A 25,394-nucleotide genomic window follows, 5' to 3' on the forward strand; every position below is an offset into this window, starting at 1 on the left:
CCAGGCATATGGACACCTCCTGGTGGTGGTCGGCGGCGGCCGCGGTGGCCTTGGCCCTGGGGGCCGGGCTGGGCGCCGCGGGGCGCCGGGCCCGCCGGGGGCTGCGTGCGGCGCGGCACCGGACGGGCCTGCTGTTCGAAGGAATGCTCGCCGGGGCGCGGCCCGGGGTGACGGTGGGTGACATCTGGTGGGCGCGGACCCCCTGCGGGGACAGGCCCCCGCAGGGGGTCCGCGCCCGGGACCGCCCCTGCCTGGTGCTGCGGGTGGACGGCGCCACCGCGCTCGTCGCCGGGATCACCGGCAGGTTCGACCACGACCGCCCCGGGGTGATCCCGCTGCCGCCGGGGACGGTGGGCGACGCGCGGGGGCGGCCGGGCTACCTGCGCACCGGCGAGCTGCGCGAGGTGCCGCTCGGTGAGCTGCGCCGCCGCGCGGGCACGGTGGACCCGACGGTCTGGGACCAGGTGCGCTATCTGGCGGAGCCGTGACCGTACGGGCGGACCTCCCAGAGCGCGGACGGGCCGCCGCAACCGGGTGGTTGCGGCGGCCCGTCGGTGAAGGACCCTGCGTACTACTCGCGCGACAGCTCCCAGACGCGCCAGGCGCCGGTGGAGTCGATCATGTTCTCGCCGCCGAGGATGTGGTCGGTGGTGAGGGTGAAGTCGCGCTCCTGGTAGAGCGGGAGCAGCGGCAGCTCCTGGGCGACCCGCACGTCGACGTTGTTGAGGTCCGCACCGATCCGGCTGCGTTCGGCGACCTTCCCGATGTTCTTGATCAGACCGTCGACCCGGGCGTCGGAGAAACCGTTGTTGTACGTGTTCGCCGAACCGACGACCGGCTCGATGTAGGTGATCGGGTCCGGGAAGTCGGGGAGCCAGCCCACGCCGAAGGCGTCGGTCTTGCCCTCGGAGACCATGTCGAAGTAAGCGTCGGCCTTCAGCGGCTTCAGCTGGACCTTGAACAGGCCCTTGCGCCCCAGCTGCTTGGCCAGCAGCTTGCTCTCCTGGTCCTTGCCCGAGTCCGCGCGGTAGGCGTAGGTGAAGGTGAACGGCGTGGGGATCCCGGCGTCGCGCAGGATCTTCTCCGCCTCCGCGGGGTCGTTGGTGGGCACCTTGTCGTAGAACGGCGTGGTGTGGCCCTGGACGCCGGCCGGCAGCACCGAGTACAGCGGGATGACGGTGTTGGCCTGCCCGTTGACCGCGATGTCGTCGCGGTCGACGAGCGCGGAGATGGCCCGGCGGACCGCCAGGTCCTTGGTCCGCGAGCCGGCGCGCACGTTGAACACCATGTGGCGCACCGCGCTGCCCTTGGCGGCCGAGAGGCGCACGCCCGCGGGCGGGTCGCTCTCCAGCCTGCTGTACTCCTCGGAGGGCAGCTCACGGCTGACCACGTCCAGCTCCTTGGCCTTCCAGGCCGTCGAGAGCTTCTCCGAGGACGCGTAGTAGCGGATCTCCACCGTGTCGTTGTGGACCTCGAGCGCGCCCTTGTACTTCGGGTTGCGCTCCAGCACCGCGGACTTGCCCTTGGTGTAGCTCTTGAGCACGTACGGCCCCGAGCCCACCACGGAACTGCCCTCCAGCGCGCTCCCCATGGGGTAGCTCTCGCGGCTGACGATGGTGCCGGCGGAGCTGGCCAGCTTGAACGGCCAGGTGGCGTCGGGCGTGCTGAGGTGGAAGACGACCTTGTCGCTGCCGACCGCCTCGGTCTTCTTCAGGGTGGAGACGACGGGCCAGGTGCCGTCCTCCTCCTTGTCCCAGTACTTCTTGATCCGGTCGAAGCTGAAGACCACGTCCTCGGCGGTGATCTCCTCGCCGTTGGCGAAGGTGAGGCCCTTGCGCAGGGTGCACTCGTACGTGGTCAGCTCGTCGTCGGTGAACTCGCAGGTCTCCGCGGCGTCCGGGACGGGCTCCGAGCCGTTGGGCTGGAAGGTCAGCAGGCTCTGGCCGAGGGTGCTGATCAGTGCCCAGGAGCCGGCGTCGTAGGCGACCGCCGGGTCGAGCGAGGTCACCTCGTCCGTCGTCCCGACCAGGATGGGGTCGCCCCCCTCCTCGTCACCGAGGCCGAGAGCGCCGCAGCCGGACAGCAGGGTCACTGCCAGTCCACCGGCCGCAAGGGGAACGAGTCGTCGCGTCAACCGCACGGGATTTTGCCTTCCACACACGCCACTGCGCCCGGGGCTCACGGCTCGGGCTGTCTGTCACCTGATTGGTGGACAGACAGTCCACCACACTGTGTGGGGCTTTGGTTAATGCTCGGGGTACTTTTCGCCATCAGAACGGACACGGAGGCGCATCCGCCGCCCTGCCGCCGGCCGGCGACCGCCTCCTATCCTTGCGCTCATGCTGACCATCACCCAGGAGCTGTACGAGCGGATCACGGCGCACGCCCGAGCCGACCACCCCGACGAGGCCTGCGGCATCGTCGCCGGCCCCAGCCCCGCTCCGGCGGACGGGCGTCCGCAGCGCTTCGTGCCGATGCTGAACGCCGCCCGCTCCCCCACGTTCTACGAGTTCGACTCCCAGGACCTGCTGAAGCTCTACCGCGAGCTGGACGACCGCGACGAGGAGCCGGTGGTGGTCTACCACTCGCACACCGCCACCGAGGCGTACCCCTCGCGCACCGACATCTCCTACGCGGGCGAGCCCGGCGCCCACTACGTGCTGGTCTCCACCGCCGAGTGCGGCGACGACGGCCAAGGCGACGGCCCCGTCTCCTTCCGCTCGTTCCGCATCGTGGACGGCACGGTGACCGAGGAGGAGGTGCGGATCGTCGCCTCGTACGAGGACGGGGCCGCCCCGTCCACCTGAGCATCCGCATGCTGGGACGGGCGGTGGGGGCGGCGCACGGGAATCGTTACGATGAGCCCATGGTTGACGGCTGCGTGAGGGACGGGATGGACAGGGCGCCGGGCTCGCTGCTCGTGGCGCGCCTCCACGTCGACCTGTGCCGCCTCGCCAGCGCGATCTGTCCGGGCCGACCGGCAGCCTGAGTCCGCGTCCCGTCCCCTTCGTCGCCGCTGCGAATCCGCCGCCGCTACGAAGCCTCCCCTTCTGGAGCCTGCCATGGCCATCGATGTCCGCATTCCGACCATCCTGCGCACGTACACCGACGGCGAGAAGGCCGTGACCGGCGAGGGCGAGACCATCGCCGCGCTCTTCCTCGACCTGGAGTCCCGCCATGCGGGCATCCGCGACCGCCTGGTGGACGGCGGGGAGCTGCGCCGCTTCGTCAACGTCTACCTCAACGACGAGGACGTCCGCTTCCTGGACGGCATCGCCACCAAGCTGGCCGACGGCGACAGCGTGACCATCCTCCCGGCCGTCGCCGGCGGGGCCTGATGCGGTACGAGAGCGCGCTCGCGGCGGTCGGTGACACCCCGCTGGTGCACCTGCCCCGGCTCTCCCCGTCCGAGGACGTGCGGATCTGGGCGAAGCTGGAGGACCGCAACCCGACCGGCTCCGTCAAGGACCGCCCGGCGCTGTTCATGGTCGAGCAGGCGGAGAAGGAGGGCCTGCTCACCCCGGGCTGCACGATCCTGGAGCCGACCTCCGGCAACACCGGCATCTCCCTGGCCATGGCGGCCAGGCTCAAGGGCTACCGGATGGTCTGCGTGATGCCGGAGAACACCTCCGCCGAGCGCCGCCAGCTGCTCGCCATGTGGGGCGCGGAGATCATCCCCTCCCCCGCCGCGGGCGGCTCCAACACGGCGGTGGCGAAGGCCAGGGAGCTGGCCGCCGAGCATCCGGACTGGGTGATGCTCTACCAGTACGGCAACCCGGGCAACGCCGGCGCCCACTACGCCACCACGGGCCCGGAGATCCTCGCCGACCTGCCCTCCATCACCCACTTCGTCGCGGGCCTGGGCACCACCGGCACGCTGATGGGCGCCGGGCGCTACCTGCGCGAGCAGCGCCCCGACATCCAGATCGTCGCCGCCGAGCCGCGCTACGACGACCTGGTCTACGGGCTGCGCAACCTCGACGAGGGCTTCGTCCCCGAGCTGTACGACGCCTCGGTGCTGACCACCCGCTTCTCCGTGGGCTCGCAGGACGCGGTGGCCCGTACCCGTGAACTGCTCCAGCAGGAGGGGGTCTTCGCCGGGGTCTCCACCGGGGCGGCGCTGCACGCGGCGATCGGCGTGGGGCGCAAGGCGCTGCGGGCGGGCGAGAGCGCGGACATCGCGTTCATCGTCGCGGACGGCGGCTGGAAGTACCTCTCCACCGGCATCTACACCGCGGCCACCACGGAGGAGGCCGTCGAGGCGCTCCAGGGCCAACTCTGGGCTTAGGAACGGCAGAACGCGGCCCCCTCCCGTCCCGTACGGGAGGGGGCCGCGTCCGTGTGCCGGGGTGGGGCGGGGGTCAGTCCGCGTACTCCGGCTCCAGCTCGCGGGTGGCGGCGGCGCGGCTGCGCAGCACCGCGTAGCCGATGCCGAGCAGGAGGGCCCAGAGCGCGCCCACGTACAGCGAGACGCGGCCGTCGGGGTCCAGGTAGATCAGCACGGTCACGAAGAGCAGCGAGAGCAGCGCGAGCCAGCTGCCCGCCGAGCCGCCCGGGGCCGGGAAGGACGAGGCGGGCAGCCGGCCGGCGGCGACCGCGCGGCGGTAGAGGAGGTGGCTGACGAGGATCATCATCCAGGTCCAGATGCCGGCCGCGGTGGCGACGGAGACCACGTAGCCGAACGCCTTCTCCGGCACGACGTAGTTGAGGACGACGCCGGCGCCCATCAGCACGACGGAGAGCGTGACGCCCGCCGCGGGGGTCTTGCGGGAGTTGAGCCTGCCCAGGAAGCGCGGCGCCTCGGCGTTGGCGGCGAGGTCGCGCAGCATCCGGCCGGTGGAGTACATGCCGGAGTTGCAGGAGGAGAGCGCGGCGGTGAGGACGACGAAGTTGACGATGCCGGCCGCGAGCGGGATGCCGATCTTGTCGAAGGCGGCGACGAAGGGGCTGACGCCGGGCTGGAACTCGGTCCACTTCACGATGGAGAGGATCACCACGAGCGCGCCGACGTAGAAGATGATGATGCGCCAGGGCAGCGTGTTGATCGCCTTGGGCAGCGTCTTCTCCGGGTTGTCGCTCTCGCCGGCCGTGACGCCGACCAGTTCGACGGCGAGGTAGGCGAACATGACGCCCTGCAGGGTCATCAGGCTCTCACCGACGCCGTGGGGGAAGAAGCCGCCGTGGGCGGTGAGGTGGGAGACCGAGGCGGTGTCGCCGGCGTCGGAGAAGCCCAGGGTGAGCACGCCGAGGCCGATGACGATCATGCCGATGATCGCGGTGACCTTGACCATCGAGAACCAGAACTCGACCTCGCCGAAGATCTTCACCGAGATCAGGTTGACGCCGAAGAGCACCACCAGGAAGACCAGGGCGCTGACCCACTGCGGGATCGACGGGAACCAGAAGTGCACGTAGATGGCGGCGGCGGTCAGCTCCGCCATGCCGGTGACCACCCACATCAGCCAGTACGTCCAGCCGGTGGCGTAGCCGAAGAAGGGGCCGAGGAACTCGCGGGCGTACTCCGCGAAGGAGCCCGAGACCGGGCGGTAGAGCAGCAGTTCGCCCAGGGCGCGCATGATGAAGAAGATCACCACGCCGGCCAGGGCGTACATCAGGATGAGGGAGGGGCCCGCCTTGGCGATGTTCGCGCCGGCTCCCAGGAAGAGGCCGACGCCGATCGCACCGCCGATGGCGATCATCTGGACCTGGCGGCTGCCGAGGCCGCGCTCGTAGCCCTCTTCCGGGGGCGGCGGGGCCCCGTCCGGCGTCATCGTTTCGTTCATGCAGTCACGTATCCCACATGACAAAGGGTGCAAATCACTCACGATGGGCGGGCGGGGCGCCTCGGCGCTTACGGAGTGAGGGTCTCCAGCAGGGTCTCCTGGAGGCCGCCCAGCCAGAGGTACGCCATCACCATCGGCTTGCGGGCGTCGTCGTCCGGGAGGCGGTAGAGCAGCTCGCCGTCCTCCTCGTCGCTGATCTCCAGCCGGGCCGCGATCGCCAGGCGCAGGTCGTTGAGGGTGCCCAGCCACTGCCGCGACTGCTGCGGGTCGAGCTTCAGCACGCCGGCGGGACCCTCGCCCCGCACCGCCATCGAGTCCAGCGCCCGGACCACGGCCAGGGCGTGCTCGCGCTTGCCCGCGCGCAGGTCGTTCTCCGTGAAGCGGCGGAACTCCGCGGCGGCCTCCTCCTGGGCCACGCGCGCTGCCTCGTCGGCCGGCGGACGGGCGGGGTCGCCGTAGCCGTCGGGGAGGAGGCGGGCGAGCGCGGGGTCGGAGGGCGCCTTGCTGGGACCCTCGGCGAAGAGGGCGTCGAGGGGGTCGGCGGAGGCGTCGGCCGGCCCCTCGCCGGGGCCGAGCAGCTCCAGCAGCTGGACGGCCAGGGAGCGCAGGATCGAGGTCTCGACCTCGTCCAGGGCGATGGCGGCGCCGCCGCCGGGCACGGCTTCGAACTGGGAGGCCATCAGCGCTCCTGGGAGAGCGTGGCCCACAGGCCGTAGCCGTGCATGGCCTGGACGTCGCGCTCCATCTCCTCGCGGGTGCCGCTGGAGACGATCGCGCGGCCCTTGGTGTGTACGTCCATCATCAGCTTGCGGGCCTTGTCCTTGGGGTAGCCGAAGTATGCCTGGAAGACATAGGTCACGTAACTCATCAGGTTGACCGGGTCGTTGTGCACGATGGTCACCCACGGGACGTCCGGCTCGGGGACCGGGGACGGGTTGAGCGCCTCAACGGTCTCCGAGCGTTCGATCTCGGTAGGCGCGACGCTCACTTGCTGCCCCTCATCCGTGCTGCCCTTCGTGTGCCCTCGTGCGCCCTGATGTGCCCCGGCGTGCCCCGGTGTGCGCAGACCGCCGCCCGTCCTCGCCGGGCGGCCGCCACCCCCCATGCTGCCACTGTGCGCCCTGTCACAGCCATTCGGCCGCGCCGGGGGAAATCGTCAAACTGACGAGATCTGGGGGTAGCATGGTGGGCATGACAGACCTGAGGCTGCCGGTGAGCGTCCCCTCGACGGCGCTCTTCACCGACCAGTACGAGCTGACGATGCTCCAGGCGGCGCTGCGCGACGGCACCGCCGACCGCCCCTGCGTGTTCGAGTGCTTCACCCGGCGGCTGCCCGAGGGGCGGCGCTACGGGGTGGTGGCCGGCACCGGGCGGGTGCTGGACGCGGTGGAGGGCTTCCGCTTCGACGCGGCCCAGCTCGACTTCCTGCGCGAGCGCGGGATCGTGGACGGTCCGACGCTGGAGTGGCTGGCCGGCTTCCGCTTCCACGGCGACGTGTGGGGCTACCCGGAGGGCGAGGTCTACTTCCCCGGCTCCCCCGTACTGCGGGTCGAGGGCAGCTTCGCGGAGTGCGTGCTGCTGGAGACCGTGATCCTGTCGATCATGAACCACGACTCCGCCGTCGCCGCCGCGGCCTCCCGGATGTCGGCGGCGGCCGGCGGCCGGCCGCTGATCGAGATGGGCGCGCGCCGCACCCACGAGCTGTCGGCGGTCGCCGCGGCGCGGGCGGCGTACGTCGGCGGCTTCGCCGCCACCTCCGACCTGGCGGCCGGCTTCCGCTACGGCATCCCCACCACCGGCACCGCCGCGCACGCCTTCACCCTGCTGCACGACAGCGAGCGCGACGCCTTCACCGCGCAGGTGGAGTCGATGGGCCGGGGCACCACGCTGCTGGTCGACACCTACGACGTGCGCGAGGCGGTCCGTACCGCCGTGGAGGTGGCCGGACCGGGACTCGGCGCGGTGCGGCTGGACTCGGGCGACCTGCTGCTGATGGCCCACCGGGTACGCCAGCAGCTGGACGAGCTGGGCGCCCGCGACACGAAGATCGTCGTGACCAGCGACCTCGACGAGTACGCCATCGCCTCGCTGGCCGCCGCCCCGGTCGACACCTACGGCGTGGGCACCCAGCTCGTCACCGGCAGCGGGCACCCGACCTGCTCGATGGTCTACAAGCTGGTCGCCCGCGCCACGTCCACCGAGCCGGGCGCCCCGCTGCTGCCCGTGGCGAAGAGGTCGACGGGCGGCAAGTCGTCCGTGGGCGGGCGCAAGTGGGCCGCGCGGCGGCTGGACGAGGACGGCTTCGCGGCGGCGGAGGTGCTGGGCACGGGCGAGGTGCCGAAGGACCTGGCGGAGCGCCTGCTTCCCGTACCCCTCGTGCGCGCCGGGTCCGTGATCGGCCGCGAGCCGCTGGAGGCGGCGCGCGCCCGGCACATCGAGGCGCGGGCCGCGCTGCCGCTCTCGGCCACGCAGCTCTCGCGCGGGGAGGCGGTGCTGCCCACGGAGTACCTCTGAGGACCTCTGAACCTCTGCGGACCTCTGCGGACCTCTGCGGACCTCTGCGGACCCCGGAACACCTCCGGACGGCTGCGGGCGTACGGGCCGGGCCCAGGGGGGAGACTCCGGCCGTACGCCCCCCACAGCTTCAACGCAGCCCCAACACCCCCCAGGCGCAAGCGGATTGGGAGATCCAGCGAATGCATCGCGCACTGATCGTCGTGGATGTGCAGAACGACTTCTGCGAGGGCGGCAGCCTCGCGGTCGGCGGCGGGGCGGACGTCGCCGCCGCCATCACGGACCTGGTCGGCCAGGCGCCCGCGGGCTACCGGCACGTCGTCGCCACCCGCGACCACCACATCGACCCCGGCGGGCACTTCGCCGAGGAGCCCGACTACGCCGTCTCCTGGCCCCGGCACTGCGTCGCCGGCACCGAGGGCGTGGGCTTCCACCCCAACTTCGCCCCGGCGGTGGCCTCCGGCGCCGTGGAGGCGGTCTTCGACAAGGGCGCCCACGCGGCGGCGTACAGCGGCTTCGAGGGCGCCGACGAGCACGGCACGCCCCTGGAGCGGTGGCTGCGCGCCCGCAACGTCGGCGAGGTGGACGTGGTGGGCATCGCCACGGACCACTGCGTACGGGCCACCGCGCTGGACGCGGCCCGCGCGGGCTTCCGCACCCGGGTGCTGCTGGACCTGACGGCGGCGGTGGCGCCGGAGAGCACCGAGCGGGCGCTGGCGGAGCTACGCGAGGCGGGCGTGGAGCTGCGGGGCGAGCCGGTGGTCGCGGGCTGAGCCCGCCGCGTACGCACGCGGCACGAACGGACACGGCCGCCGCCCCGAAGAGGGCGACGGCCGCATCCGTCCTACCGGCCTGGGCCGACGGGTGGTGCTACTTCACGCTGGGACCGACCTCGACCGTGATCGACGAACCGTCCAGCGGCTCGTCGGTGATCGAGATGCGCGTGCCCGTGTTCGGGACCTGCACACCGGCGTACGGGTTGACCTTGTACCAGTACGTACCGAAGCGGTCGTCGAAGACCGAGACCCCGCTCTGCGAGGGGATCGTGGTCGCCTTGCTGTCCTTGTGCAGGACCAGCGCGTCCGTCGGGTAGGTGCTGAAGGTCGAGTCGTAGGACTGGATCCGGCTGCGCATCAGCCCGCCCTTGCTGCTCCAGCGGAGCGGCTTGGCGTGGGCGTCGACCGGCAGGATCAGGCCCTTGCCCGGGTGGACCGAGGTGTTGTTGTCCGACTGCGAGCGGTCCCACAGGGAGATCAGCAGACCGTTCTGGTACGGGTAGTGCTCGACCCAGTCCGGACGGCTGTTCGCGAAGCCGAAGTTGTACGGCCCGACCTCAAGGGTCTTGTCGTACGACACGTACTGGCGGTTCTCCGCGATGTAGTACTGCGCGTAGTCCTTGGTGAAGGACGCCCCGATGCGGGAGAAGCCCTTCGCCGTCCAGCCGTTGTCGTCACCCTCGGCACCGTCCGCGAAGACCTCCGCGCCATCGGCGGTGATCTTCAGGGCGTCGGCCGTGAAGCCCTTCTCGGCCACACCGCCGTCGCTGTAGTAGCGGAAGCGGAGCTGGATGTTCTGACCGGCGTAGGCGTCCAGGGGGTAGGCGAAGTCCTGGTAGCCGCCCGAGGTCCCGTCGAGCGCCGGCTTGTCGCCGCCGTCGCGCGGGATCGCGGTGCCGTTCATCGTGCCGTCGATCGGGGTGAAGGTCGCCCCGCCGTCGGTCGACACCTCGGTGTAGAGGTAGTCGTAGCCCTCCTCGATCTCGTACCAGCCCTTGAAGGACAGCGAGGCCGAGGTCTTGCCGGTGAGGTCCACCGAGCGCGTCAGGGTGTTCGACAGGTTGTCGCCGCTGCCGCTCCACCACTGCTGCGTGCCCTCGGGGGGCGTCGCGATGGTGGTGGTGACGGCCTTCTTCGGCAGGATGGTGACGAGCGCCTGGGCGTCGTCGGTGTTGTACTCCGCCACGCCCAGCTTGTGCGTCGACTTCTCGCCCGCACGCGCCACGTCGTAGTTGAGCCAGCCCAGCTGCAGCTTGTCCCAGGCGCTCATGTCGCCGGGGAGTTCGCCGATGGAGCCGTTGCCCTCGCCGAGCCACGAGCCCGAGGACATGAGCGTCCAGAAGCCGGTGGAGTTCTCGCCGCCACCCGTGGTGTCGTAGTGGTCGGGCAGACCGAGGTCGTGGCCGTACTCGTGGGCGTACACGCCCAGGCCGCCGTTCTCGGGCTGGATGGTGTAGTCGCCGACCCAGATACCGGTGTCGCCGATCTCCGTACCGCCGGACTTGTTGTCCGCCGGGCCGGTGGAGCCGACATCCGTACCGAAGGCGTACCAGCGGTGCGCCCAGATCGCGTCGGTGCCCTGGGCACCGCCGCCCGCCGACTCGTCCTCGCCGGCGTGCACGATCTGGAAGTGGTCGATGTAGCCGTCGGACTCGTTGAAGTTGCCGTCACCGTCGAAGTCGTAGCGGTCCCACTGGTCGTACTCGGCCAGTGCCGCCTTGATCTCGGCGGCGGTCTTCCCCGCTGCCTTCTGCTCGTCCGTCCACTTGTTCACGGCGTCGCGGACCAGGTCCCAGACGTCGCAGCTGTTGTCGCCGCACCAGTTGCCGCCGTAGCGGGCCTCGTTGTACTCGACCTTCACCCAGTCCTGGACCTCGCCCTCGACCGAGTAGCGGCCCGAGGACTGCTTCTCGTAGTACTTCGCCACGGACTCCTTGTCGGCGTCGTGGGAGAAGTACAGGTCCTGGAAGTGCTCCCGGTTGAAGTCCGGGTGCCAGGCCGTCGAGTTGTCCTTGGTGCGGTCCGGCTTGGCGATGGTGTTGTGCGCGGGGCCGGGCGTGCCGCCCCACTTCACCACGGCGGGCTCGGGGCCCTCGCCGTCCGGGTCGTACATGGTCTCGTTGTCGACCTTGTCGCCGAACTCGACCAGGATGGGGAAGATCTTGTCGGTCTGCTCCCGTGCGAGCTCGACGTACTTGCCGTCGTCGAGCTTCATCACGGTCGAGCCGTTCTTCTCCACCGTCTTCGCCTTGGGACCGCCCTTGAGCATGCGCTCGACGGCGACCTCGCGGGCCTCCGCCTGCTGCTTGCTGAACGGGCCCTCGAAGTTGTGCTCGCTGTCCTTGCCCACCGCCGCCGGGTCACGGCGGTCGGGTGTGACCGCGCCCTCAGCTGCCGAGGCAGTGAAGGCCGGCAGCACGGCCGCGGTGATCGCGGCAGCGGTCACGGTGGCCAGAGCGGCGGATCTGATGCTCCTCCGTTGGCGTATCACGAATGCGCTGTCCTCCCCTTCGGCCGGCGTGAGGGATCGACCGAACCGACCCACACGCGCGGCGCGAATCATGTGGTGTGCATTCGATCGGAGAAGGAGCAGAAATGACAGTCTTGACTTGCTCACGCCAGGGGGGTAATGACTTACGGTTCAGTAACCGCCGTTTGTCGCTAAGGTGACTCAGGTCTCAGCGTCCACTCGGCATCGGACGGCGTCCCCCGACTGTCCCCAACTCCGCGCGCCTGTGCGCCCCTTGTGCCCCGGGTCACTGGTCGGGCCAGGATTGGCGGCGGACCCGATGGGCATCCAAGCCCTGAGAGCGCCCCACTCCTACCTGGGAGCCCGCCATGCCGCGACCCGCTGTCGCCCGCCAAGCCGCGCCCACCGCCGCCCAGTTCGCCTACGGCACACTCACGGTCGTCTGCACGGCGACCGCCCTGCTGCTGCTGACCCAGGCCCGCTCGCAGCTCGCGGTCCTCGCGATCTGCCTCGCGGCGCTGGCCGCCGGCGTACTGGCCGCCGTGGCGGCACCCCTCGCCCGCCGCACCCGGGCCGCGCTGCCCGCGCCGGCGGTCCTGCCCCGGGTGTCCGCGCCGGAACGCGCGGTGGTGGGGCAGGACGCGGCTTAACCGCCGCTCAGGCCCGTACGCAACGCCGCTCAGGCCCGTACGACGACCGTCTTGGCGGCCTTGTCGTGCAGTGCCTGGCGGTAGGGGCGGTCGCGGAGGAACCACAGGGAGTCGGTCAGCCAGAAGAGCTGGCCGAGCAGCGACAGGCCCGGGGCGCCGCCAAGCACGCCCGGCAGGGCGTAGACCGCCGCGCGGGTCCAGCCGCGCTGGCCGGGGATGTCGCCGTCGGAGAGCACCGCGACGCGGATGCCGACGGCCTTCTTGCCGAGGGTCTGGCCGCTGCGGGCGAGCAGCGCGCCCTCGTAGAGGAAGTAGACGAGGTAGGTCAGCGCGAAGGCGAGCACCGCCCGCACCGGGTCCACGGACGCCGTCTGCTCCACGAAGCTGCCGCCCGCGCGCTGGGCCTCCATCACCTCGCCGAAGAGCCCGGTGACCGTCGCCGACACGAACCACAGCACGGCGAGCACCAGGCTGTCGAGCACCCGGGCCGTGAAGCGCAGGCCCGTCGGGGCGAGCGGCGCCATCTCGTGCAGCGCGGGCTTCGGTCGTACGGCGGGGGCGGACGGGGCCGACTGGTCCAGACTCATGCCTGCCATTGAACCACCGGGCCCCGGGCCGCCCGTAGCTGCGGGCGGGCCCGGGGCCTCGGCGGGGGTCCCTGCGCGGACTGCTCTCGCGCGGACTACCGGGATACGGCCTTCACCACGACCGTCTTGGCCGCCTTGTCGTGCACGCACTGGCGGAACGGCTTGTCCCAGGTGCAGGACAGGACGTTGAAGAGCCAGAAGAACCAGCCGAGGCAGGGGATCAGCAGCGGCAGGTGGTAGACGGAGGAGCGGATCCAGGCGGGGCCGCCCGTCGGCACTGCGCCGTCCTGCAGCATGGCGACGCGGATGCCCATCACCTTCTTGCCGACGGTCTGGCCGGACTTGCTCAGCATCACGCCCTCGTAGACGAAGTACGCCAGGAGCGCGAAGAGCGACCAGCCGTAGGTGCCGGTGTCCTCGTAGTCGTCGAAGCCGCTGAAGATGGCGGCGAGGATCGAGACCGGGACCGAGATGATCAGGTAGTCGATGATCCGCGCCACCACCCGGTTGCCCAGGCCGCCCAGCGGCGGCATCCCCGCCAGTCGCGGGTCCTGCGGCGCTCCGTAGGGGGCACCGCCGTAGGGGGCGCCGCCGTACGGGCCGCCGCCGCCGGGGTGGGACGGCGGGGGGTCGTAGGGCGAGCCGCCGCCGGGGGGCGGGCCCGCGGGGGGCGGGCCGCCGTACGGGGACGAGGGCTTGTCGTACGGCGAGCCGCCGGACGGGGTGCCGCCGTGCTGAGGGGTTCCCTGCGCGTCGTCGTCACTCATACCCCGAGGGGACCGCGCCCGCGCCCCGGGCGCACGGGGGCGGGGGCCGATGGGGTGATCAGCGCGCCACGTACGTCCCCGCCGCGCGGTCGTGCCAGCACTGGCGGCGCGGGCGGTCGTACAGCCCGCGCAGCAGGCCCGCGAGGCCGACCAGCGGCAGGCAGGTCAGGAACATCGTCAGCCAGCGCTTCCCGGCGGCCGTCAGCGACGGGGGGCGCTGGGTGCGTACGTCCACGACCCGCAGCCCGCAGAGCTTCTTGCCCAGGGTGCGGCCCCAGGTCGCGGTGGGCAGCGCCTCGTAGAGCAGGCCGAAGAGCAGCAGGACCGTGGCGAAGAGGGCGAGGTACGGGCCCGTGGTGCCGTCGATCAGCCAGACGTGGACGGTGCGGCCCGAGTCGCGGGCCGCCTCGATCTTGCGGTCGAGGTGCTCGGCGGAGCGCAGGGCGAGGGGCAGCGCGAGCGGGAGGGAGAGGGCGGCGGTCACCACCAGGTCGATCAGCCGCGCGGCGAGGCGGGCGCCGAGGGGGGCGGGGGCGGCCGGGCGGGGGCGGGCGGGGCGCTTGGCCCCCCGCTCGGTGACGGGGCGCTCGCCGGCCTGCGGGGGGACTGCGGGGAGGGGGGCCTGGGCGGGGGGCTGGGCCTGGTCGCCGGCCGGGGCCTGGGCGGGGCTCGGGGTCGGGCGCCGGCGCTCGGTCGCGCGTTCGGGCGCGGGTTGGGCGGATCGGGCCGCGAGGTCGGCGGCGACCGCTGCCGCCTCGGCGGCGGCCTTGGCGGTACGGGACTCGCGCGGCCGGGTGGCGGGGCGCGCGGGCGCGGCCGGGTCGGGGGTACGGGCCTCGTCCGGCTGCGGCTTGGGCTCCGCCTGCGGCTGGGCGGGCGCCGGGGCGAGGCCGCGGTCCGCGCGGTTGAGGATGCGGACCCCGCCGCTCTCCGTCTGCCGCACCGCCGGGGCGTCCTGCTGGGTGGGGATCGGCTGCCAGGCGGCCGGCTGCTCGCCCGTGGGCAGCTCGTCGAAGAAGACGGGCCCGGTCTCCTCCGCGACCGGCGCCGCGGGCGGTGGCGGCCCCGCGACGGACGGGGCGAGCGCGGCGGCGTGGCCGGGCGGCGGGACCGCGGCGACGGGCGGCAGGCCGCCCTCGGGCAGCGGGCGGCTCGTCCCGGGGACCCAGGCCGCGCCGTTCCAGTACCGGATGTAGCCGGGGATCGAGGGGTCCGGGTAGTACCCGGGCCCGGGGACGCCCGGGCCGGTGGGAGTAACGGGGGCGACGGGGGTGATGGGGCGAGCAGGAGGAGTCGGGGCACTCATGGCGCACACAGTAACCGTCGAATCACGCTCTGTTGGGCCTACTTGACCCGTAAACCCCCGAAGTGCTGAGGGTGCGCACGCACGCCTGACGCGGCTCGGGAGGGCCCGTCGAAGGTCGCGTGGAAGGTCGCGGAAAAAACTTTTGAAACCCGCGTAAGAACCGGCGTGCAAGTGCCTCTCTCCTGGCAGCGGTGCGGATACCGCCTGCCCGCGTACGGACGGATCACGTACAGACAGAAGGAGAAGGGCCCCATGCAGCACACCGAGGTGGAACGCTTCCTGGACCTGAAGCTGGTGCTCTCGCCGGAGCGCAGCATCTCCGTTCCGGCGAAGCTGGCCTACCGGAGCGACGACCCCTACGCCGTGCACATCACCTTCCACGTCGGCTCCGCCGCGCCGGTGAACTGGACGTTCGCCCGCGAGCTGCTGGTCGAGGGCGTCTTCCGGCCCTGCGGCCACGGCGACGTGCGGATCTGGCCGACGAAGGTCGCCGGGCAGAACGTCATCTGCATGGCGCTCACCTCCCCCGACGGCGACGCGCTGATGGAGGCCCCGGCCGCGGCGGTCTCGGCGTGGCTGGAGCGGACGATGCGCCTGGTGCCGCCGGGGACGGAGGTGGAGCGCCTGGGCCTGGACGACGCGCTGGCCAAGCTGCTGGCCCCGACCGTCCGCGAGGCGTGCGACGACCTGTGGCTCTCGGACCCGTGGCCCTCGGACGAGTCGGGGGCGAACTGAGCGAATTGAGGAGCCCTCAGAAGAGCTTCCCCGGGTTCAGCAGTCCGAGGGGGTCGAAGACCTCGCGGATCGCGCGCTGGAGCTCCATGCCCACCGGGCCGAGCTCCCGCGCCAGCCACTCCTTCTTCAGGACGCCCACGCCGTGCTCGCCGGTGATCGTGCCGCCCAGCTCCAGGCCGAGGGCCATGATCTCGTCGAAGGAGGCCCTGGCGCGCGCGCACTCGCCTTCGTCGGAAGCGTCGAAGCAGACCGTGGGGTGGGTGTTGCCGTCGCCGGCGTGGGCGACGACTCCGATGACGAGGTCGTGGCGGGCGGCGATCTCGGCGACCCCGTCGATGAGTTCGGCGAGGCGGGAGCGGGGCACGCAGACGTCGTCGATCATCGTGGTGCCCTTCACCTTCTCCATCGCCACCAGGGTGGCGCGGCGCCCGGCGAGCAGCAGCTCCGACTCCGCCGCGTCGTCGGCGGGGACGACGGCGGTGGCGCCCGCGGCCGTGCACAGCTCGCCCAGGGCGGCGAGGTCGGCGGCCGGGTCAGGGGTGTCGAAGGAGGCCAGGAGGAGGGCCTCGGTGGACTCGGGCAGGCCCATGCCGGTCATCGCGTTGACGGCCTTGAGCGTGGTGTTGTCCATCAGCTCCAGCAGCGCCGGGACATGGCCGCCGGCCATGATCGCGCAGACCGCCTCGCAGGCGGCGGCCGTCGAGGGGAACTCCGCGGCCAGCGCCAGCGCGGGCGGCGGGGTGGGCTTGAGCGCCAGCACGGCCCGTACGACGATGCCGAGGCTGCCCTCGGAGCCGACGAAGAGGCGGGTGAGGTCGTAGCCGGCGACGCCCTTGGCGGTGCGGCGGCCGGTGGTCAGCAGGCGGCCGTCGGCGAGGACGACGTCCAGGCCCAGGACGTACTCGGCCGTGACGCCGTACTTCACGCAGCACAGTCCGCCGGAGCCGGTACCGATGTTGCCGCCGATGGTGCACATCTCCCAGCTGGAGGGGTCCGGCGGGTAGGACAGGCCGTGCTCGGCGACCGCGCGGGCGAGGTCGGCGTTGATCACGCCGGGCTCGACGACGGCGTAGCGGTCGACGGCGTTGACCTCCAGAACGCGGTTCATCTTGACGAGGGAGAGCACGATGCAGCCCTCGGAGGCGTTGGCGGCGCCGGAGAGCCCGGAGCGGGCGCCCTGCGGGACGACGGGGACGCGCAGCGCGGTGGCGGTGCGCATCACGTGCTGGACCTCCTCCACCGTGCGCGGCAGGACCACGACGGCCGGGGCCCCGGCGGGGCAGAAGCTCGCCATGTCGTTGGCGTAGGCGGCGGTCACCTGGGGGTCGGTGAGGACCGCGGAGTCGTCGAGTCCTTCGCGCAGTGCGGCAATGAGATCGGCCATACGGCCAGTGAACCGCGTTCCGGCGATCATCGGAAGGGGCTGCGGGGGCGGGGAACTCCCGGCAGGACCTAAGACGAATGGCCGAGACGGATTCCCTCCCGGGCTCAGGAGTCACCCCGCACTTCACCCCTTACGCTGACGCCTATGACCGACATAGCCGCCGATCAGGGCACTCCTGCGCGGATCGACCCGTCCCCCTCCCCCGCGGCCCGCGAGCCGGGGGTGCTCGGCCGCCCGTACCGGGCGCTGACCCTGGGGATCGTGACCGTGGTGCTGCTGATCGCCTTCGAGGCGACGGCGGTGGGCACGGCGATGCCGGCGGCGGCGCGGACCCTGGACGGGGTCGGGCTCTACGCCTTCGCGTTCTCCGCGTACTTCACCACCTCGCTGCTCGCCATGGTCGTCTGCGGCCAGTGGTGCGACCGCGCCGGGCCGCTGCGTCCGCTCACCACGGGCATCGCCTGCTTCGTCGCGGGGCTGGTGGTCTCCGGTACGGCCCAGGAGATGTGGGTGTTCGTGCTCGGCCGCGCGGTGCAGGGCTTCGGCGGCGGGCTGGACATCGTGGCGCTGTACGTGGTGGTGGGCCGGGCCTATCCGGAGCGGCTGCGTCCGCCGGTGGTGGCGTCCTTCGCGGCGGCGTGGGTGGTGCCCTCCGTGGTGGGCCCGCTGGCGGCGGGCACGGTGACCGAGCAGCTGGGCTGGCGCTGGGTGTTCCTCGGGCTGCCGCCGCTGGTGCTGCTGCCGCTGGCGATGGCGCTGCCGGCGATCCGCCGCACGGCGAACGGGCCGGCGGACCCCTCGAACGTCCCCGCCCCGGACCGCCGGCGCATCCGGCTGGCGTTCGGGATCGCGGCGGGGGCGGGGCTCGTGCAGTACGGGGCGCAGGACGTGCGCTGGCTCTCGCTGCTGCCTGCGCTGGCGGGGGTCGCACTGCTCGTACCGGCGGTACGGGGGCTGCTGCCGCGCGGTACGTACCTCGCGGCGCGCGGGCTGCCGGCGGTGGTGCTGATGCGCGGGATCGCCGCGGGGTCCTTCATCGCGGCGGAGTCCTTCATCCCGCTGATGCTGGTGACGCAGCGCGGGCTGTCGGTGACGGCGGCCGGCCTGTCGATGGCGGTGGGCGGCGCGGCGTGGGCGCTGGGCTCGTGGGTGCAGGCGCGGCCCCGGCTGGACGCGCACCGCGTCGCCCTCGTGCGGCTGGGGATGGCCATGGCGGCGCTCGCCATCGCGGCGGCGCCGCTGGCGCTGGTGGAGGCGGTGCCGCCGCTGGCGCTCATCGCGGGGGCGTGGCTGGTGGGCTGCTTCGGGATGGGGCTCGCCATCGCGGCGACGAGCGTGCTGCTGCTGAAGCTGTCGCCGCCGCAGGAGCAGGGCACGAACTCCGCGGCGCTGCAGCTCTCCGACAGCCTGTCGAGCGTGGTGCTGCTGGCGCTGGCGGGGGTGGTCTTCGCGGCGCTGGGCGGCGCGGGGGCCGCGCACGACGCGGCGGCGGGGGCGGCGGACCGTCCGTGGGCGTTCGCGGCGGTCTTCGCGCCGATGGCGCTGGTCGCCCTGGCGGGCGCGGGCCTCGCGGGGCGGCTGGCGCCTCGGGAAGCGGGCAAGGGCCGAACGCGGGCCAATCCGGTATCACCGTGACCCCATATCGTGGTACCGTTTTGGTATGGCTATGAACCTTCGACTGGACGACGAACGCGCCGAGGCGCTGCGGAAGCAGGCCGAACTGGAAGGCCGCAGCATGCACGCCATAGTGCTCCGGGCAGTGGACGACTACCTGGCGAAGAACGCACGGGAGTCGATGATCCGCGAGACGGCCATCCAGGAAGCGGCCAAGTGGCACGAGCTGATGGAGCGGCTGAAGTGACGGTCATCTACCTCACCGCCGAGGACGTTCTGGCCGTCGCCGCGCACGCATGCGGCGACATGCAGGTCGCGGTCCGCGACATCGGCCTCCTTGAGTCGGCCGCCCATCGGCCGTCGGCTGCGATGTTCGGGCAGGAGGCGTACGCGGACCTCTTCGACAAGGCCGCGGCCCTGCTGCAGTCCCTCGCCATCAACCACCCCCTGGTCGACGGCAACAAGCGCACCGCATGGCTGTCGTGCACCGTCTTCCTGCGCATCAACGGAGTACTGCTGCACCCCGACATCGACGCCGCCGAGCAGCTCGTACTGGCAGTGGCCACCGGCACCATGAGCGAGGTCAAGCCGATCGCGGACGCCCTCCGCGCCCTGCGCGACGAGCACGCCACCGCGTTGTGAGGATGCTCCCACTCGCGGGCGCCTCCCGGTGATACCTCCGGAGCGGGGCCCCGCGCCCCGGTAGGCTGACGCGGTTGGCGGCCCGGATCCCCGGGTGCCGCGCCCGTGCCCCCGACCCGCCCCGGAGACCGTGAGTACCGCCACCTCGCACCACCTGTCCCCGGCCTTCCCCGGCCGCGCCCCCTGGGGCACCGCCGGGAAGCTCCGCGCCTGGCAGCAGGGCGCGATGGACGCCTATCTCGCCGAGCAGCCCCGCGACTTCCTCGCCGTCGCCACCCCCGGCGCCGGCAAGACGACCTTCGCGCTGACGCTGGCCAGCTGGCTGCTGCACCACCACGTCGTGCAGCAGGTCACCGTCGTCGCGCCGACCGAGCACCTGAAGAAGCAGTGGGCCGAGGCCGGCGCCCGGGTGGGCATCCGCCTGGACCCGGAGTACAGCTCGGGCCCGCTGAGCCGCGAGTACCACGGCGTCGCGGTGACCTACGCCGGCGTCGGCGTGCGCCCGATGCTCCACCGCAACCGCTGCGAGCAGCGCAAGACGCTCGTCATCCTGGACGAGATCCACCACGCCGGCGACTCGCGCTCCTGGGGCGAGGCGTGCCTGGAGGCGTTCGAGCCGGCCGCCCGGCGCCTGGCGCTGACCGGTACGCCGTTCCGCTCGGACACCAACCCGATCCCCTTCGTCACCTACGCGGAGGACCGCGAGGGCATCCGCCGCTCCTCGGCCGACTACACCTACGGCTACGGCCACGCCCTCGCCGACCACGTGGTCCGCCCGGTGATCTTCATGTCGTACAGCGGAAACATGCGCTGGCGTACGAAGGCCGGCGACGAGATCGAGGCGAAGCTCGGCGAGCCGATGACCAAGGACGCCGTCTCCCAGGCGTGGCGCACCGCGCTGGACCCGCACGGCGAGTGGATGCCCAGCGTGCTGCGCGCCGCCGACCGGCGCCTGAGCGAGGTCCGCAAGGGCATCCCCGACGCGGGCGGCCTGGTCATCGCCTCCGACCAGGACTCCGCCCGCGCGTACGCCAAGCTCATCCGCGAGATCACCGGCGACGCCGCCACGGTCGTGCTCTCCGACGACACCGGCGCCTCCGAGCGCATCGACGGCTTCCGCGAGAGCCGGGACCGCTGGATGGTCGCGGTGCGGATGGTCTCCGAGGGCGTCGACATCCCGCGGCTGGCCGTCGGCGTCTACGCCACGACCATCTCCACCCCGCTGTTCTTCGCGCAGGCGGTGGGTCGTTTCGTACGGTCGCGGCGGCGCGGTGAGACGGCGTCGGTCTTCCTGCCGACGATTCCGGGCCTGCTGCAGTTCGCGCACGAGATGGAGGTCGAGCGCGACCACGCCCTCGACAAGCCGAAGAAGGACACCGAGGAGGACCCCTACGCCGAGTCCGAGAAGGAGCTGGCGGAGGCGGAGCGCCAGCAGGACGAGGACACCGGCGAGCAGGACACGCTGCCCTTCGAGGCGCTCGGCTCCGACGCGGTCTTCGACCGGGTGCTCTACGAGGGCGCCGAGTTCGGCATGCAGGCGCACCCCGGCAGCGAGGAGGAGCAGGACTACCTCGGCATCCCCGGGCTGCTGGAGCCCGACCAGGTGCAGATGCTGCTGCAGAAGCGCCAGGCCCGGCAGATCGCGCACAGCAGGAAGCGGCCCGACGCGGAGGCCGATCTGGTCGAACTGCCCGCCGAGCGCCGTCCGGTGGTCACGCACAAGGAGCTGCTGGAGCTGCGCAAGAAGCTCAACTCGCTGGTGGGGGCGTACGTCCACCAGAGCGGCAAGCCGCACGGCGTGATCCACACCGAGCTGCGCCGCAGCTGCGGGGGGCCGCCGAGCGCGGAGGCGACGGCGGGGCAGATCCGCCAGCGCATCGCGAAGGTGCAGGAGTGGGCGACGCGGGTGCGGTGAAACAGGGGCGGAAGCAGGCCCGTCGGGCATATTCCGCCCGGATTCTGGACGGGGTCTTCCGCTGAGCGGTGCGGCTCGCTAGGTTTCCCGACACGAAGCGCCGCCCCGGCGCCTCACGCACGCGCCCCCTGCACGCCGCAGAGCGCGCCGGGCCCTGTCCCCGGCGGCAAGGCCCCCGGGAACAGCCGCCAGACCCCGAGGAGGCGGCGTTGACCGCGGAGACCTCCCAGACCCTCGATCGAGGGCTGCGTGTGCTGAAGCTCCTGGCCGACACCGACCACGGGCTGACCGTGACCGAGCTGGCCGGGAAGCTGGGCGTCAACCGCACCGTCGTCTACCGGCTGCTCGCCACCCTGGAGCAGCACACGCTGGTGCGCCGCGACGTCGGCGGCCGGGCCCGCGTCGGCCTGGGCGTGCTGCGGCTGGGCCGCCAGGTGCACCCGCTGGTACGGGAGGCGGCGCTGCCCACGCTGCGGGCGCTCGCCGAGGAGGTGGGCGCCACCGCGCACCTGACGCTGGTCGACGGCAGCGAGGCGCTCGCGGTGGCCGTGGTCGAGCCGAGCTGGACCGACTACCACGTGGCCTACCGCGCCGGCTTCCGCCATCCGCTGGACCAGGGCGCGGCGGGCCGCGCCATCCTCAACGGCCGCGGCCTGGGCGCCGGCGCCACCGGCGAGGACGCCGCCGCCGGCTACGCCCTCACCCACGGCGAGCTGCAGCCCGGCGCGAGCGGCGCCGCCGCCCCCCTGCTCGGCATCACGGGCATCGAGGGCAGCGTGGGCGTGGTCATGCTCGCCGCGTCCATACCCGAGCAGGTGGGCACCAGGGTCGTGGACGCGGCCCGCGAGGTCGCCCAGGCACTGCGCTGAGGCCGTACGGGGCCCGTAGCCGCCGCCCAGTAGATTGGCCCCCGTGCGCACACTTCCCCTCCCCCGGCCCGCTCTCCTCGCGCTCAGTGCGCTGCCGCCGCTCGCCCTGATCGCGGCGGCCGTGCTGGCGCCGCTGCCGTACTCCATCGCGCTGCCCGGCTCCACGACGGACGTGCTGGGCAGGGACGGCGGCAAGCCGGTGATCACGATCGAGGGCGCGCGCACGTACCCGACGGGCGGCCAGCTGCGGATGACGACGATCAGCGCGACCTCGCCGGACGCCACGGTGCGCCTGGGCGATGTGGCGCGCAGCTGGCTGGCGGCGGACGAGGCCGTGCTGCCGCGCGACTCGGTCTACCCGGTCGGCGACTCGGTGCGCGAGATCCGCGAGCACAACGCGGCGACGATGCGGGAGTCGCAGAGCGCCGCCGCCACCGCCGCGCTGGCCCACCTGAAGCTGGACCCGGAGCGGGTGAGGGTCCGGTTGCGGCTGGCCGATGTGGGCGGTCCCAGCGCGGGGTTGCTGTTCTCCCTGGGCATCGTCGACAAGCTCTCCCGCGAGGACCTGGCGGGCGGTGCGGCCATCGCGGGCACGGGCACCATCGACGATGCCGGGAGGGTCGGTGCGGTCGGGGGCGTGCCGCTGAAGACGCAGGCCGCGCGGCGGGACGGGGCGACGGTCTTCCTCGTCCCGAGGGCGGAGTGCGCCGAGGCGGGCGCCCATCTGCCGAAGGGGCTGCGCCTGGTCCCGGTGGAGACCCTGGACGACGCGGTGCGCTCGCTGGAGGCGCTGCGGGCGGGCGGCAGGGTGCCGGCCTGCTGATCCCGCCGCCGCCCTGCCGCCTGCCCGCGCCCCCGCCCGCGCCCGTCAGGAGGCGGCGACCCGTTCCTTGCGGACCTGCGCGTCCGCCGGGGGTCTGCGGTCCATCGTGCGCCAGACCGGGAAGACCAGCGGGCAGGCGGTCACCGCGAGGTAGATCCCGCCGAGTACCCACAGTGCGGTGTCCAGGCCCGCGGCGCCGGTGAGCAGACCGCTGCCGAGCACGCCGATCGGGATGGCGGAGAGCACGCCGGCGGTGGTGACGCTGCCGACGCGGCTGCGCAGCTCCTCCGGGACCGTCTCGTAGATCACCGGCCCGAGCACCGGGTTGAGCGTCCCCGCCGCGAAGCCGGAGAACGCCATCATCACGGCGAGCGGGGCGAGTTCGGGCACCAGCGCGGCCAGGACGAAGCGGGGGGCGCCGCAGACGAGGAAGGCCGCCGTGTAGACCGGCCAGCGCGGGAAGCGGTGGGCGACCCGGCCGTAGAGCAGCGCCCCGGCCACCGAACCGGCGGCCGCGATGCCGGAGATGATGCCCAGGTCCACCGAGCCGCCGAGGTCCTGGCGGGCGTGCAGGGGCAGCAGGACGACAGCCCAGCCGTTGTTGAGGGCGTTGGTCGCCATCACCATCAGCACGATGCCCAGCAGCAGGCGCGTACGGCGCAGGAAGGCGAAGCCCTCGCGCAACTCCGCCCGGTAGACACGGGCGTTGAAGGCGGGGGCGTCGCGCACCGGGGCCGCGACGGCCAGCGTGCGCAGGCCGGCGCCGATGAGCAGGGCCGCCACCAGGAAGGACACCGCGTCCAGGACCAGCACGGACGGCGCGTCCAGGAAGGCGATCAGCACCCCGGCCAGGGGGGCGCCGAGGAGGCGGGCGAGCTGGCGGGCGCTCTCGTAGTAGCCGGCGCCCTTCGCCACCGTGATCCCGGCCCGCTCCGACAGGTGCGGGACGAGCACGCCGCGCGCCGTCTCCCCGGGCGAGCCGCACAGCCCCATCACCGCGACGGTCGCGCAGATCATCCAGAAGCTCAGCACCCCGGTGTAGTGCAGCAGCGGTATCAGCCCGATCGCCGCCGCGCTCACCGTGTCGCACAGCACGCTCATCCGGCGCCGGCCCGTCCGGTCGATGAGCGGGCCGCCGAGCAGCGCCGCGAGCACCATGGGCACGCCCTCGCAGAAGGCGACCAGGCCCGTCTTCGCGGCGCTGCCGGTGGTGTCGAAGACGAACCACGGCACGGCGATCAGGCTCATCGAGCTGCCGGTGGCGGAGACGACGCCGGCGGTGAGCAGGGCGGCGAGCGGGCGGCGGTCGCGGCCCGGCTGCGTACTCATTCGGTCTCCTGGGGGAATCCGTGCAGGTGGATGCGGACCTTGCGGGCGTGCTCGGCGTCCGCCGGGACGCGGTCCTCGTAGCTGCGGACGACCTCGATGAGGCGGTCGTACAGCTCCTTCGCCAGCTCGGGGGTGAGGGTGACCTTGAGGTCGCTGAGCGTCCAGCGGGTCTGCCACTCCTTGGGCCAGGAGTGCATCGCGGCCAGGGCGGTGCCGACCTCAAGGGTGTGCTCGGCGGCGATCTCGTGCAGGTAGGTGGTCATCGCCCCGCGTACCTCGGGGTCGGCGCTGTTCAGGAACTCGTCGATGTTCTCGATCTTCAGTCCGTGGTGGGCGGGCCGCCACCAGCGCTCGCGGCCCGTGCCGTGCTCGGGGTCGTCCTCGATCAGTCCGGCGGCGGCGAGCTGGCGCAGGTGGTAGCTGGTGGAGCCGCTGGACTCGCCCAGGCGCTCGCCGAGTCGGGAGGCGGTGGCGGGGCCGTACTGGCGCAGGGCGGCGAGCAGGCGCATCCGCAGGGGGTGGGCGAGGGCGCGCAGGGACTTGGGGTCGAGTTGGTGGAGGCGCTTGGGCGTGGGAGGAGGCATGCCCGTACCGTAGAAGATGCAAAGACTCTTTGCATAGATGTTTTGCAGAATCTCTTTGCAGAGCTTCTTTGCGGAACTGCCGGACGGGTTACGGGAGTTGCTCCCCCGCCAGCCCCGCCGCCTGCCGCACCAGCGGCACGATCCGCAGCGGCACCGGGTTCTCCATCACGATCGCCGTCGAGGCGCGCACGATGCCGTCGAAGGCCACCACCTTGTCGATCACCCGCTGCAGGTCCGCGTTGGAGCGGGCGACCAGCCGGCAGAGCATGTCGCCGCGGCCCGTGATCGTGTGCAGCTCCAGCACCTCCGGCACGGTGGCCAGATGGGCCCGTACGTCCGCGCCCTGGCCCTGGCTGATCTCCAGCGTGGCGAAGGCCGTCACCGGGTAGCCGAGGGCCGCCGGGTCCACGTCCGGGCCGAAGCCCCGGATGACGCCGCCGCCCTGCAGCCGGTCCAGCCGCGCCTGCACCGTGCCGCGCGCCACCCCGAGCCGCCGGGACGCCTCCATCACCCCGATCCGGGGCTCGGTGGCCAGCAGGGCGAGCAGCCGCCCGTCCAGTTCGTCGATCCCCATCCCGCACTCCCCTCCGCCACCCTGGTCAGGGTGCACAGATACGCACCGCAGTCGGCCGTTCGACTGTACAGA

General features: G+C 72.5%; 27 protein-coding genes. 15 read left to right on the forward strand and 12 right to left on the reverse strand.

Annotated elements, in window-relative coordinates; all coding sequences use genetic code 11:
* Positions 1-8 precede the first annotated feature (8 nt).
* A complete protein-coding gene (locus ACFQLX_RS09950) occupies positions 9-488 on the forward strand; it encodes a type II toxin-antitoxin system PemK/MazF family toxin (protein WP_386413846.1) in 480 nt (159 codons plus the stop codon).
* A gap of 83 nt (positions 489-571) precedes the next feature.
* Here ACFQLX_RS09950 and ACFQLX_RS09955 read toward each other — a convergent pair whose 3' ends face one another.
* Positions 572-2,092 carry an ABC transporter substrate-binding protein gene (locus tag ACFQLX_RS09955; RefSeq protein WP_386413847.1) on the reverse strand — a complete coding sequence of 507 codons (1,521 nt, stop codon included), beginning with the start codon at positions 2,090-2,092 and terminating at the stop codon, positions 572-574.
* Positions 2,093-2,339: 247 nt separating this feature from the next.
* On the opposite strand from ACFQLX_RS09955, the gene ACFQLX_RS09960 reads away from it, so the two are divergent.
* The 4 genes from ACFQLX_RS09960 to ACFQLX_RS09975 all read left to right on the forward strand — a co-directional run bounded on the left by ACFQLX_RS09960 (position 2,340) and on the right by ACFQLX_RS09975 (position 4,288).
* On the forward strand, positions 2,340-2,807 hold the full coding sequence (locus ACFQLX_RS09960; protein ID WP_386413849.1) for a M67 family metallopeptidase: 468 nt from the start codon (positions 2,340-2,342) through the stop codon (positions 2,805-2,807).
* Positions 2,808-2,893: 86 nt separating this feature from the next.
* Positions 2,894-2,989 carry a putative leader peptide gene (locus ACFQLX_RS09965; RefSeq protein ID WP_386413936.1) on the forward strand — a complete coding sequence of 32 codons (96 nt, stop codon included), beginning with the start codon at positions 2,894-2,896 and terminating at the stop codon, positions 2,987-2,989.
* A gap of 73 nt (positions 2,990-3,062) precedes the next feature.
* Positions 3,063-3,338 carry a MoaD/ThiS family protein gene (locus tag ACFQLX_RS09970; RefSeq protein WP_386413850.1) on the forward strand — a complete coding sequence of 92 codons (276 nt, stop codon included), beginning with the start codon at positions 3,063-3,065 and terminating at the stop codon, positions 3,336-3,338.
* Positions 3,338-4,288: a PLP-dependent cysteine synthase family protein gene (locus ACFQLX_RS09975; protein WP_386413851.1), complete on the forward strand. Its 951-nt coding sequence runs from the start codon at positions 3,338-3,340 to the stop codon at positions 4,286-4,288. Before ACFQLX_RS09970 ends, ACFQLX_RS09975 begins: the two co-directional genes overlap by 1 nt.
* 73 nt (positions 4,289-4,361) lie before the next feature.
* Here the strand turns inward: ACFQLX_RS09975 and ACFQLX_RS09980 are convergent, their stop codons facing one another.
* From ACFQLX_RS09980 to clpS, 3 genes are all read right to left on the reverse strand, one after another.
* Positions 4,362-5,783: an amino acid permease gene (locus tag ACFQLX_RS09980; RefSeq protein ID WP_386413852.1), complete on the reverse strand. Its 1,422-nt coding sequence runs from the start codon at positions 5,781-5,783 to the stop codon at positions 4,362-4,364.
* Positions 5,784-5,851: 68 nt separating this feature from the next.
* Positions 5,852-6,463 (reverse strand): DUF2017 domain-containing protein, encoded by a 612-nt coding sequence (locus tag ACFQLX_RS09985; RefSeq protein ID WP_386413853.1) that lies wholly within the window; start codon positions 6,461-6,463, stop codon positions 5,852-5,854.
* A complete protein-coding gene (gene clpS / locus ACFQLX_RS09990; protein ID WP_386413854.1) occupies positions 6,463-6,771 on the reverse strand; it encodes an ATP-dependent Clp protease adapter ClpS in 309 nt (102 codons plus the stop codon). Before clpS ends, ACFQLX_RS09985 begins: the two co-directional genes overlap by 1 nt.
* A gap of 203 nt (positions 6,772-6,974) precedes the next feature.
* Between clpS and ACFQLX_RS09995 the strand changes: the two genes are divergently transcribed.
* Together ACFQLX_RS09995 and ACFQLX_RS10000 are read left to right on the forward strand one after the other, a co-directional pair.
* Complete coding sequence (locus tag ACFQLX_RS09995; RefSeq protein ID WP_386413855.1) at positions 6,975-8,297, forward strand: nicotinate phosphoribosyltransferase; 1,323 nt, start codon at positions 6,975-6,977, stop codon at positions 8,295-8,297.
* A gap of 182 nt (positions 8,298-8,479) precedes the next feature.
* Positions 8,480-9,070 carry a nicotinamidase gene (locus ACFQLX_RS10000; RefSeq protein ID WP_386413857.1) on the forward strand — a complete coding sequence of 197 codons (591 nt, stop codon included), beginning with the start codon at positions 8,480-8,482 and terminating at the stop codon, positions 9,068-9,070.
* A 97-nt stretch (positions 9,071-9,167) separates the two neighbouring features.
* Here the strand turns inward: ACFQLX_RS10000 and ACFQLX_RS10005 are convergent, their stop codons facing one another.
* Positions 9,168-11,564, reverse strand: a complete 2,397-nt coding sequence (locus tag ACFQLX_RS10005) for an immune inhibitor A domain-containing protein (RefSeq protein WP_386413858.1) — start codon at positions 11,562-11,564, stop codon at positions 9,168-9,170.
* Between the two features lie 347 nt (positions 11,565-11,911).
* Between ACFQLX_RS10005 and ACFQLX_RS10010 the strand changes: the two genes are divergently transcribed.
* Positions 11,912-12,193: a hypothetical protein gene (locus ACFQLX_RS10010; RefSeq protein ID WP_386413860.1), complete on the forward strand. Its 282-nt coding sequence runs from the start codon at positions 11,912-11,914 to the stop codon at positions 12,191-12,193.
* A gap of 29 nt (positions 12,194-12,222) precedes the next feature.
* Here ACFQLX_RS10010 and ACFQLX_RS10015 read toward each other — a convergent pair whose 3' ends face one another.
* The 3 genes from ACFQLX_RS10015 to ACFQLX_RS10025 all read right to left on the reverse strand — a co-directional run bounded on the left by ACFQLX_RS10015 (position 12,223) and on the right by ACFQLX_RS10025 (position 14,853).
* Positions 12,223-12,780, reverse strand: a complete 558-nt coding sequence (locus ACFQLX_RS10015; RefSeq protein ID WP_386413862.1) for an RDD family protein — start codon at positions 12,778-12,780, stop codon at positions 12,223-12,225.
* Between the two features lie 95 nt (positions 12,781-12,875).
* A complete protein-coding gene (locus ACFQLX_RS10020; RefSeq protein ID WP_386413863.1) occupies positions 12,876-13,547 on the reverse strand; it encodes an RDD family protein in 672 nt (223 codons plus the stop codon).
* Positions 13,548-13,605: 58 nt separating this feature from the next.
* Complete coding sequence (locus tag ACFQLX_RS10025) at positions 13,606-14,853, reverse strand: RDD family protein (protein WP_386413865.1); 1,248 nt, start codon at positions 14,851-14,853, stop codon at positions 13,606-13,608.
* A gap of 252 nt (positions 14,854-15,105) precedes the next feature.
* Between ACFQLX_RS10025 and ACFQLX_RS10030 the strand changes: the two genes are divergently transcribed.
* A complete protein-coding gene (locus tag ACFQLX_RS10030; protein WP_386413867.1) occupies positions 15,106-15,588 on the forward strand; it encodes an SsgA family sporulation/cell division regulator in 483 nt (160 codons plus the stop codon).
* A gap of 16 nt (positions 15,589-15,604) precedes the next feature.
* Here the strand turns inward: ACFQLX_RS10030 and ACFQLX_RS10035 are convergent, their stop codons facing one another.
* Positions 15,605-16,972 (reverse strand): FAD-binding oxidoreductase, encoded by a 1,368-nt coding sequence (locus ACFQLX_RS10035; RefSeq protein ID WP_386413868.1) that lies wholly within the window; start codon positions 16,970-16,972, stop codon positions 15,605-15,607.
* A gap of 144 nt (positions 16,973-17,116) precedes the next feature.
* On the opposite strand from ACFQLX_RS10035, the gene ACFQLX_RS10040 reads away from it, so the two are divergent.
* The 6 genes from ACFQLX_RS10040 to ACFQLX_RS10065 all read left to right on the forward strand — a co-directional run bounded on the left by ACFQLX_RS10040 (position 17,117) and on the right by ACFQLX_RS10065 (position 22,835).
* The gene (locus ACFQLX_RS10040; protein ID WP_386413869.1) at positions 17,117-18,607 is read left to right on the forward strand and encodes an MFS transporter; all 1,491 of its coding nucleotides are present in this window, start codon (positions 17,117-17,119) and stop codon (positions 18,605-18,607) included.
* A gap of 25 nt (positions 18,608-18,632) precedes the next feature.
* Positions 18,633-18,833, forward strand: coding sequence for a ribbon-helix-helix protein, CopG family (locus tag ACFQLX_RS10045; RefSeq protein ID WP_386413870.1), 201 nt, complete (start codon positions 18,633-18,635; stop codon positions 18,831-18,833).
* Positions 18,830-19,228 (forward strand): type II toxin-antitoxin system death-on-curing family toxin, encoded by a 399-nt coding sequence (locus tag ACFQLX_RS10050; RefSeq protein WP_386413871.1) that lies wholly within the window; start codon positions 18,830-18,832, stop codon positions 19,226-19,228. The genes ACFQLX_RS10045 and ACFQLX_RS10050 overlap by 4 nt, the downstream gene beginning before the upstream one ends.
* Positions 19,229-19,358: 130 nt before the next feature.
* A complete protein-coding gene (locus ACFQLX_RS10055; protein WP_386413872.1) occupies positions 19,359-21,143 on the forward strand; it encodes a DEAD/DEAH box helicase in 1,785 nt (594 codons plus the stop codon).
* Positions 21,144-21,352: 209 nt separating this feature from the next.
* Positions 21,353-22,012: an IclR family transcriptional regulator gene (locus tag ACFQLX_RS10060; protein WP_386413873.1), complete on the forward strand. Its 660-nt coding sequence runs from the start codon at positions 21,353-21,355 to the stop codon at positions 22,010-22,012.
* A gap of 43 nt (positions 22,013-22,055) precedes the next feature.
* On the forward strand, positions 22,056-22,835 hold the full coding sequence (locus tag ACFQLX_RS10065) for a S16 family serine protease (protein WP_386413874.1): 780 nt from the start codon (positions 22,056-22,058) through the stop codon (positions 22,833-22,835).
* Between the two features lie 45 nt (positions 22,836-22,880).
* Here ACFQLX_RS10065 and ACFQLX_RS10070 read toward each other — a convergent pair whose 3' ends face one another.
* The 3 genes from ACFQLX_RS10070 to ACFQLX_RS10080 all read right to left on the reverse strand — a co-directional run bounded on the left by ACFQLX_RS10070 (position 22,881) and on the right by ACFQLX_RS10080 (position 25,322).
* Positions 22,881-24,164: an MFS transporter gene (locus ACFQLX_RS10070; protein ID WP_386413875.1), complete on the reverse strand. Its 1,284-nt coding sequence runs from the start codon at positions 24,162-24,164 to the stop codon at positions 22,881-22,883.
* Positions 24,161-24,748, reverse strand: a complete 588-nt coding sequence (locus ACFQLX_RS10075) for an ArsR/SmtB family transcription factor (protein WP_386413876.1) — start codon at positions 24,746-24,748, stop codon at positions 24,161-24,163. The genes ACFQLX_RS10070 and ACFQLX_RS10075 overlap by 4 nt, the downstream gene beginning before the upstream one ends.
* 88 nt (positions 24,749-24,836) lie before the next feature.
* Positions 24,837-25,322 (reverse strand): Lrp/AsnC family transcriptional regulator, encoded by a 486-nt coding sequence (locus tag ACFQLX_RS10080; RefSeq protein WP_386413877.1) that lies wholly within the window; start codon positions 25,320-25,322, stop codon positions 24,837-24,839.
* Positions 25,323-25,394 lie beyond the last annotated feature (72 nt).

Source organism: Streptomyces polyrhachis, from assembly GCF_042663125.1.
Taxonomy (GTDB): domain Bacteria; phylum Actinomycetota; class Actinomycetes; order Streptomycetales; family Streptomycetaceae; genus Streptomyces; species Streptomyces polyrhachii.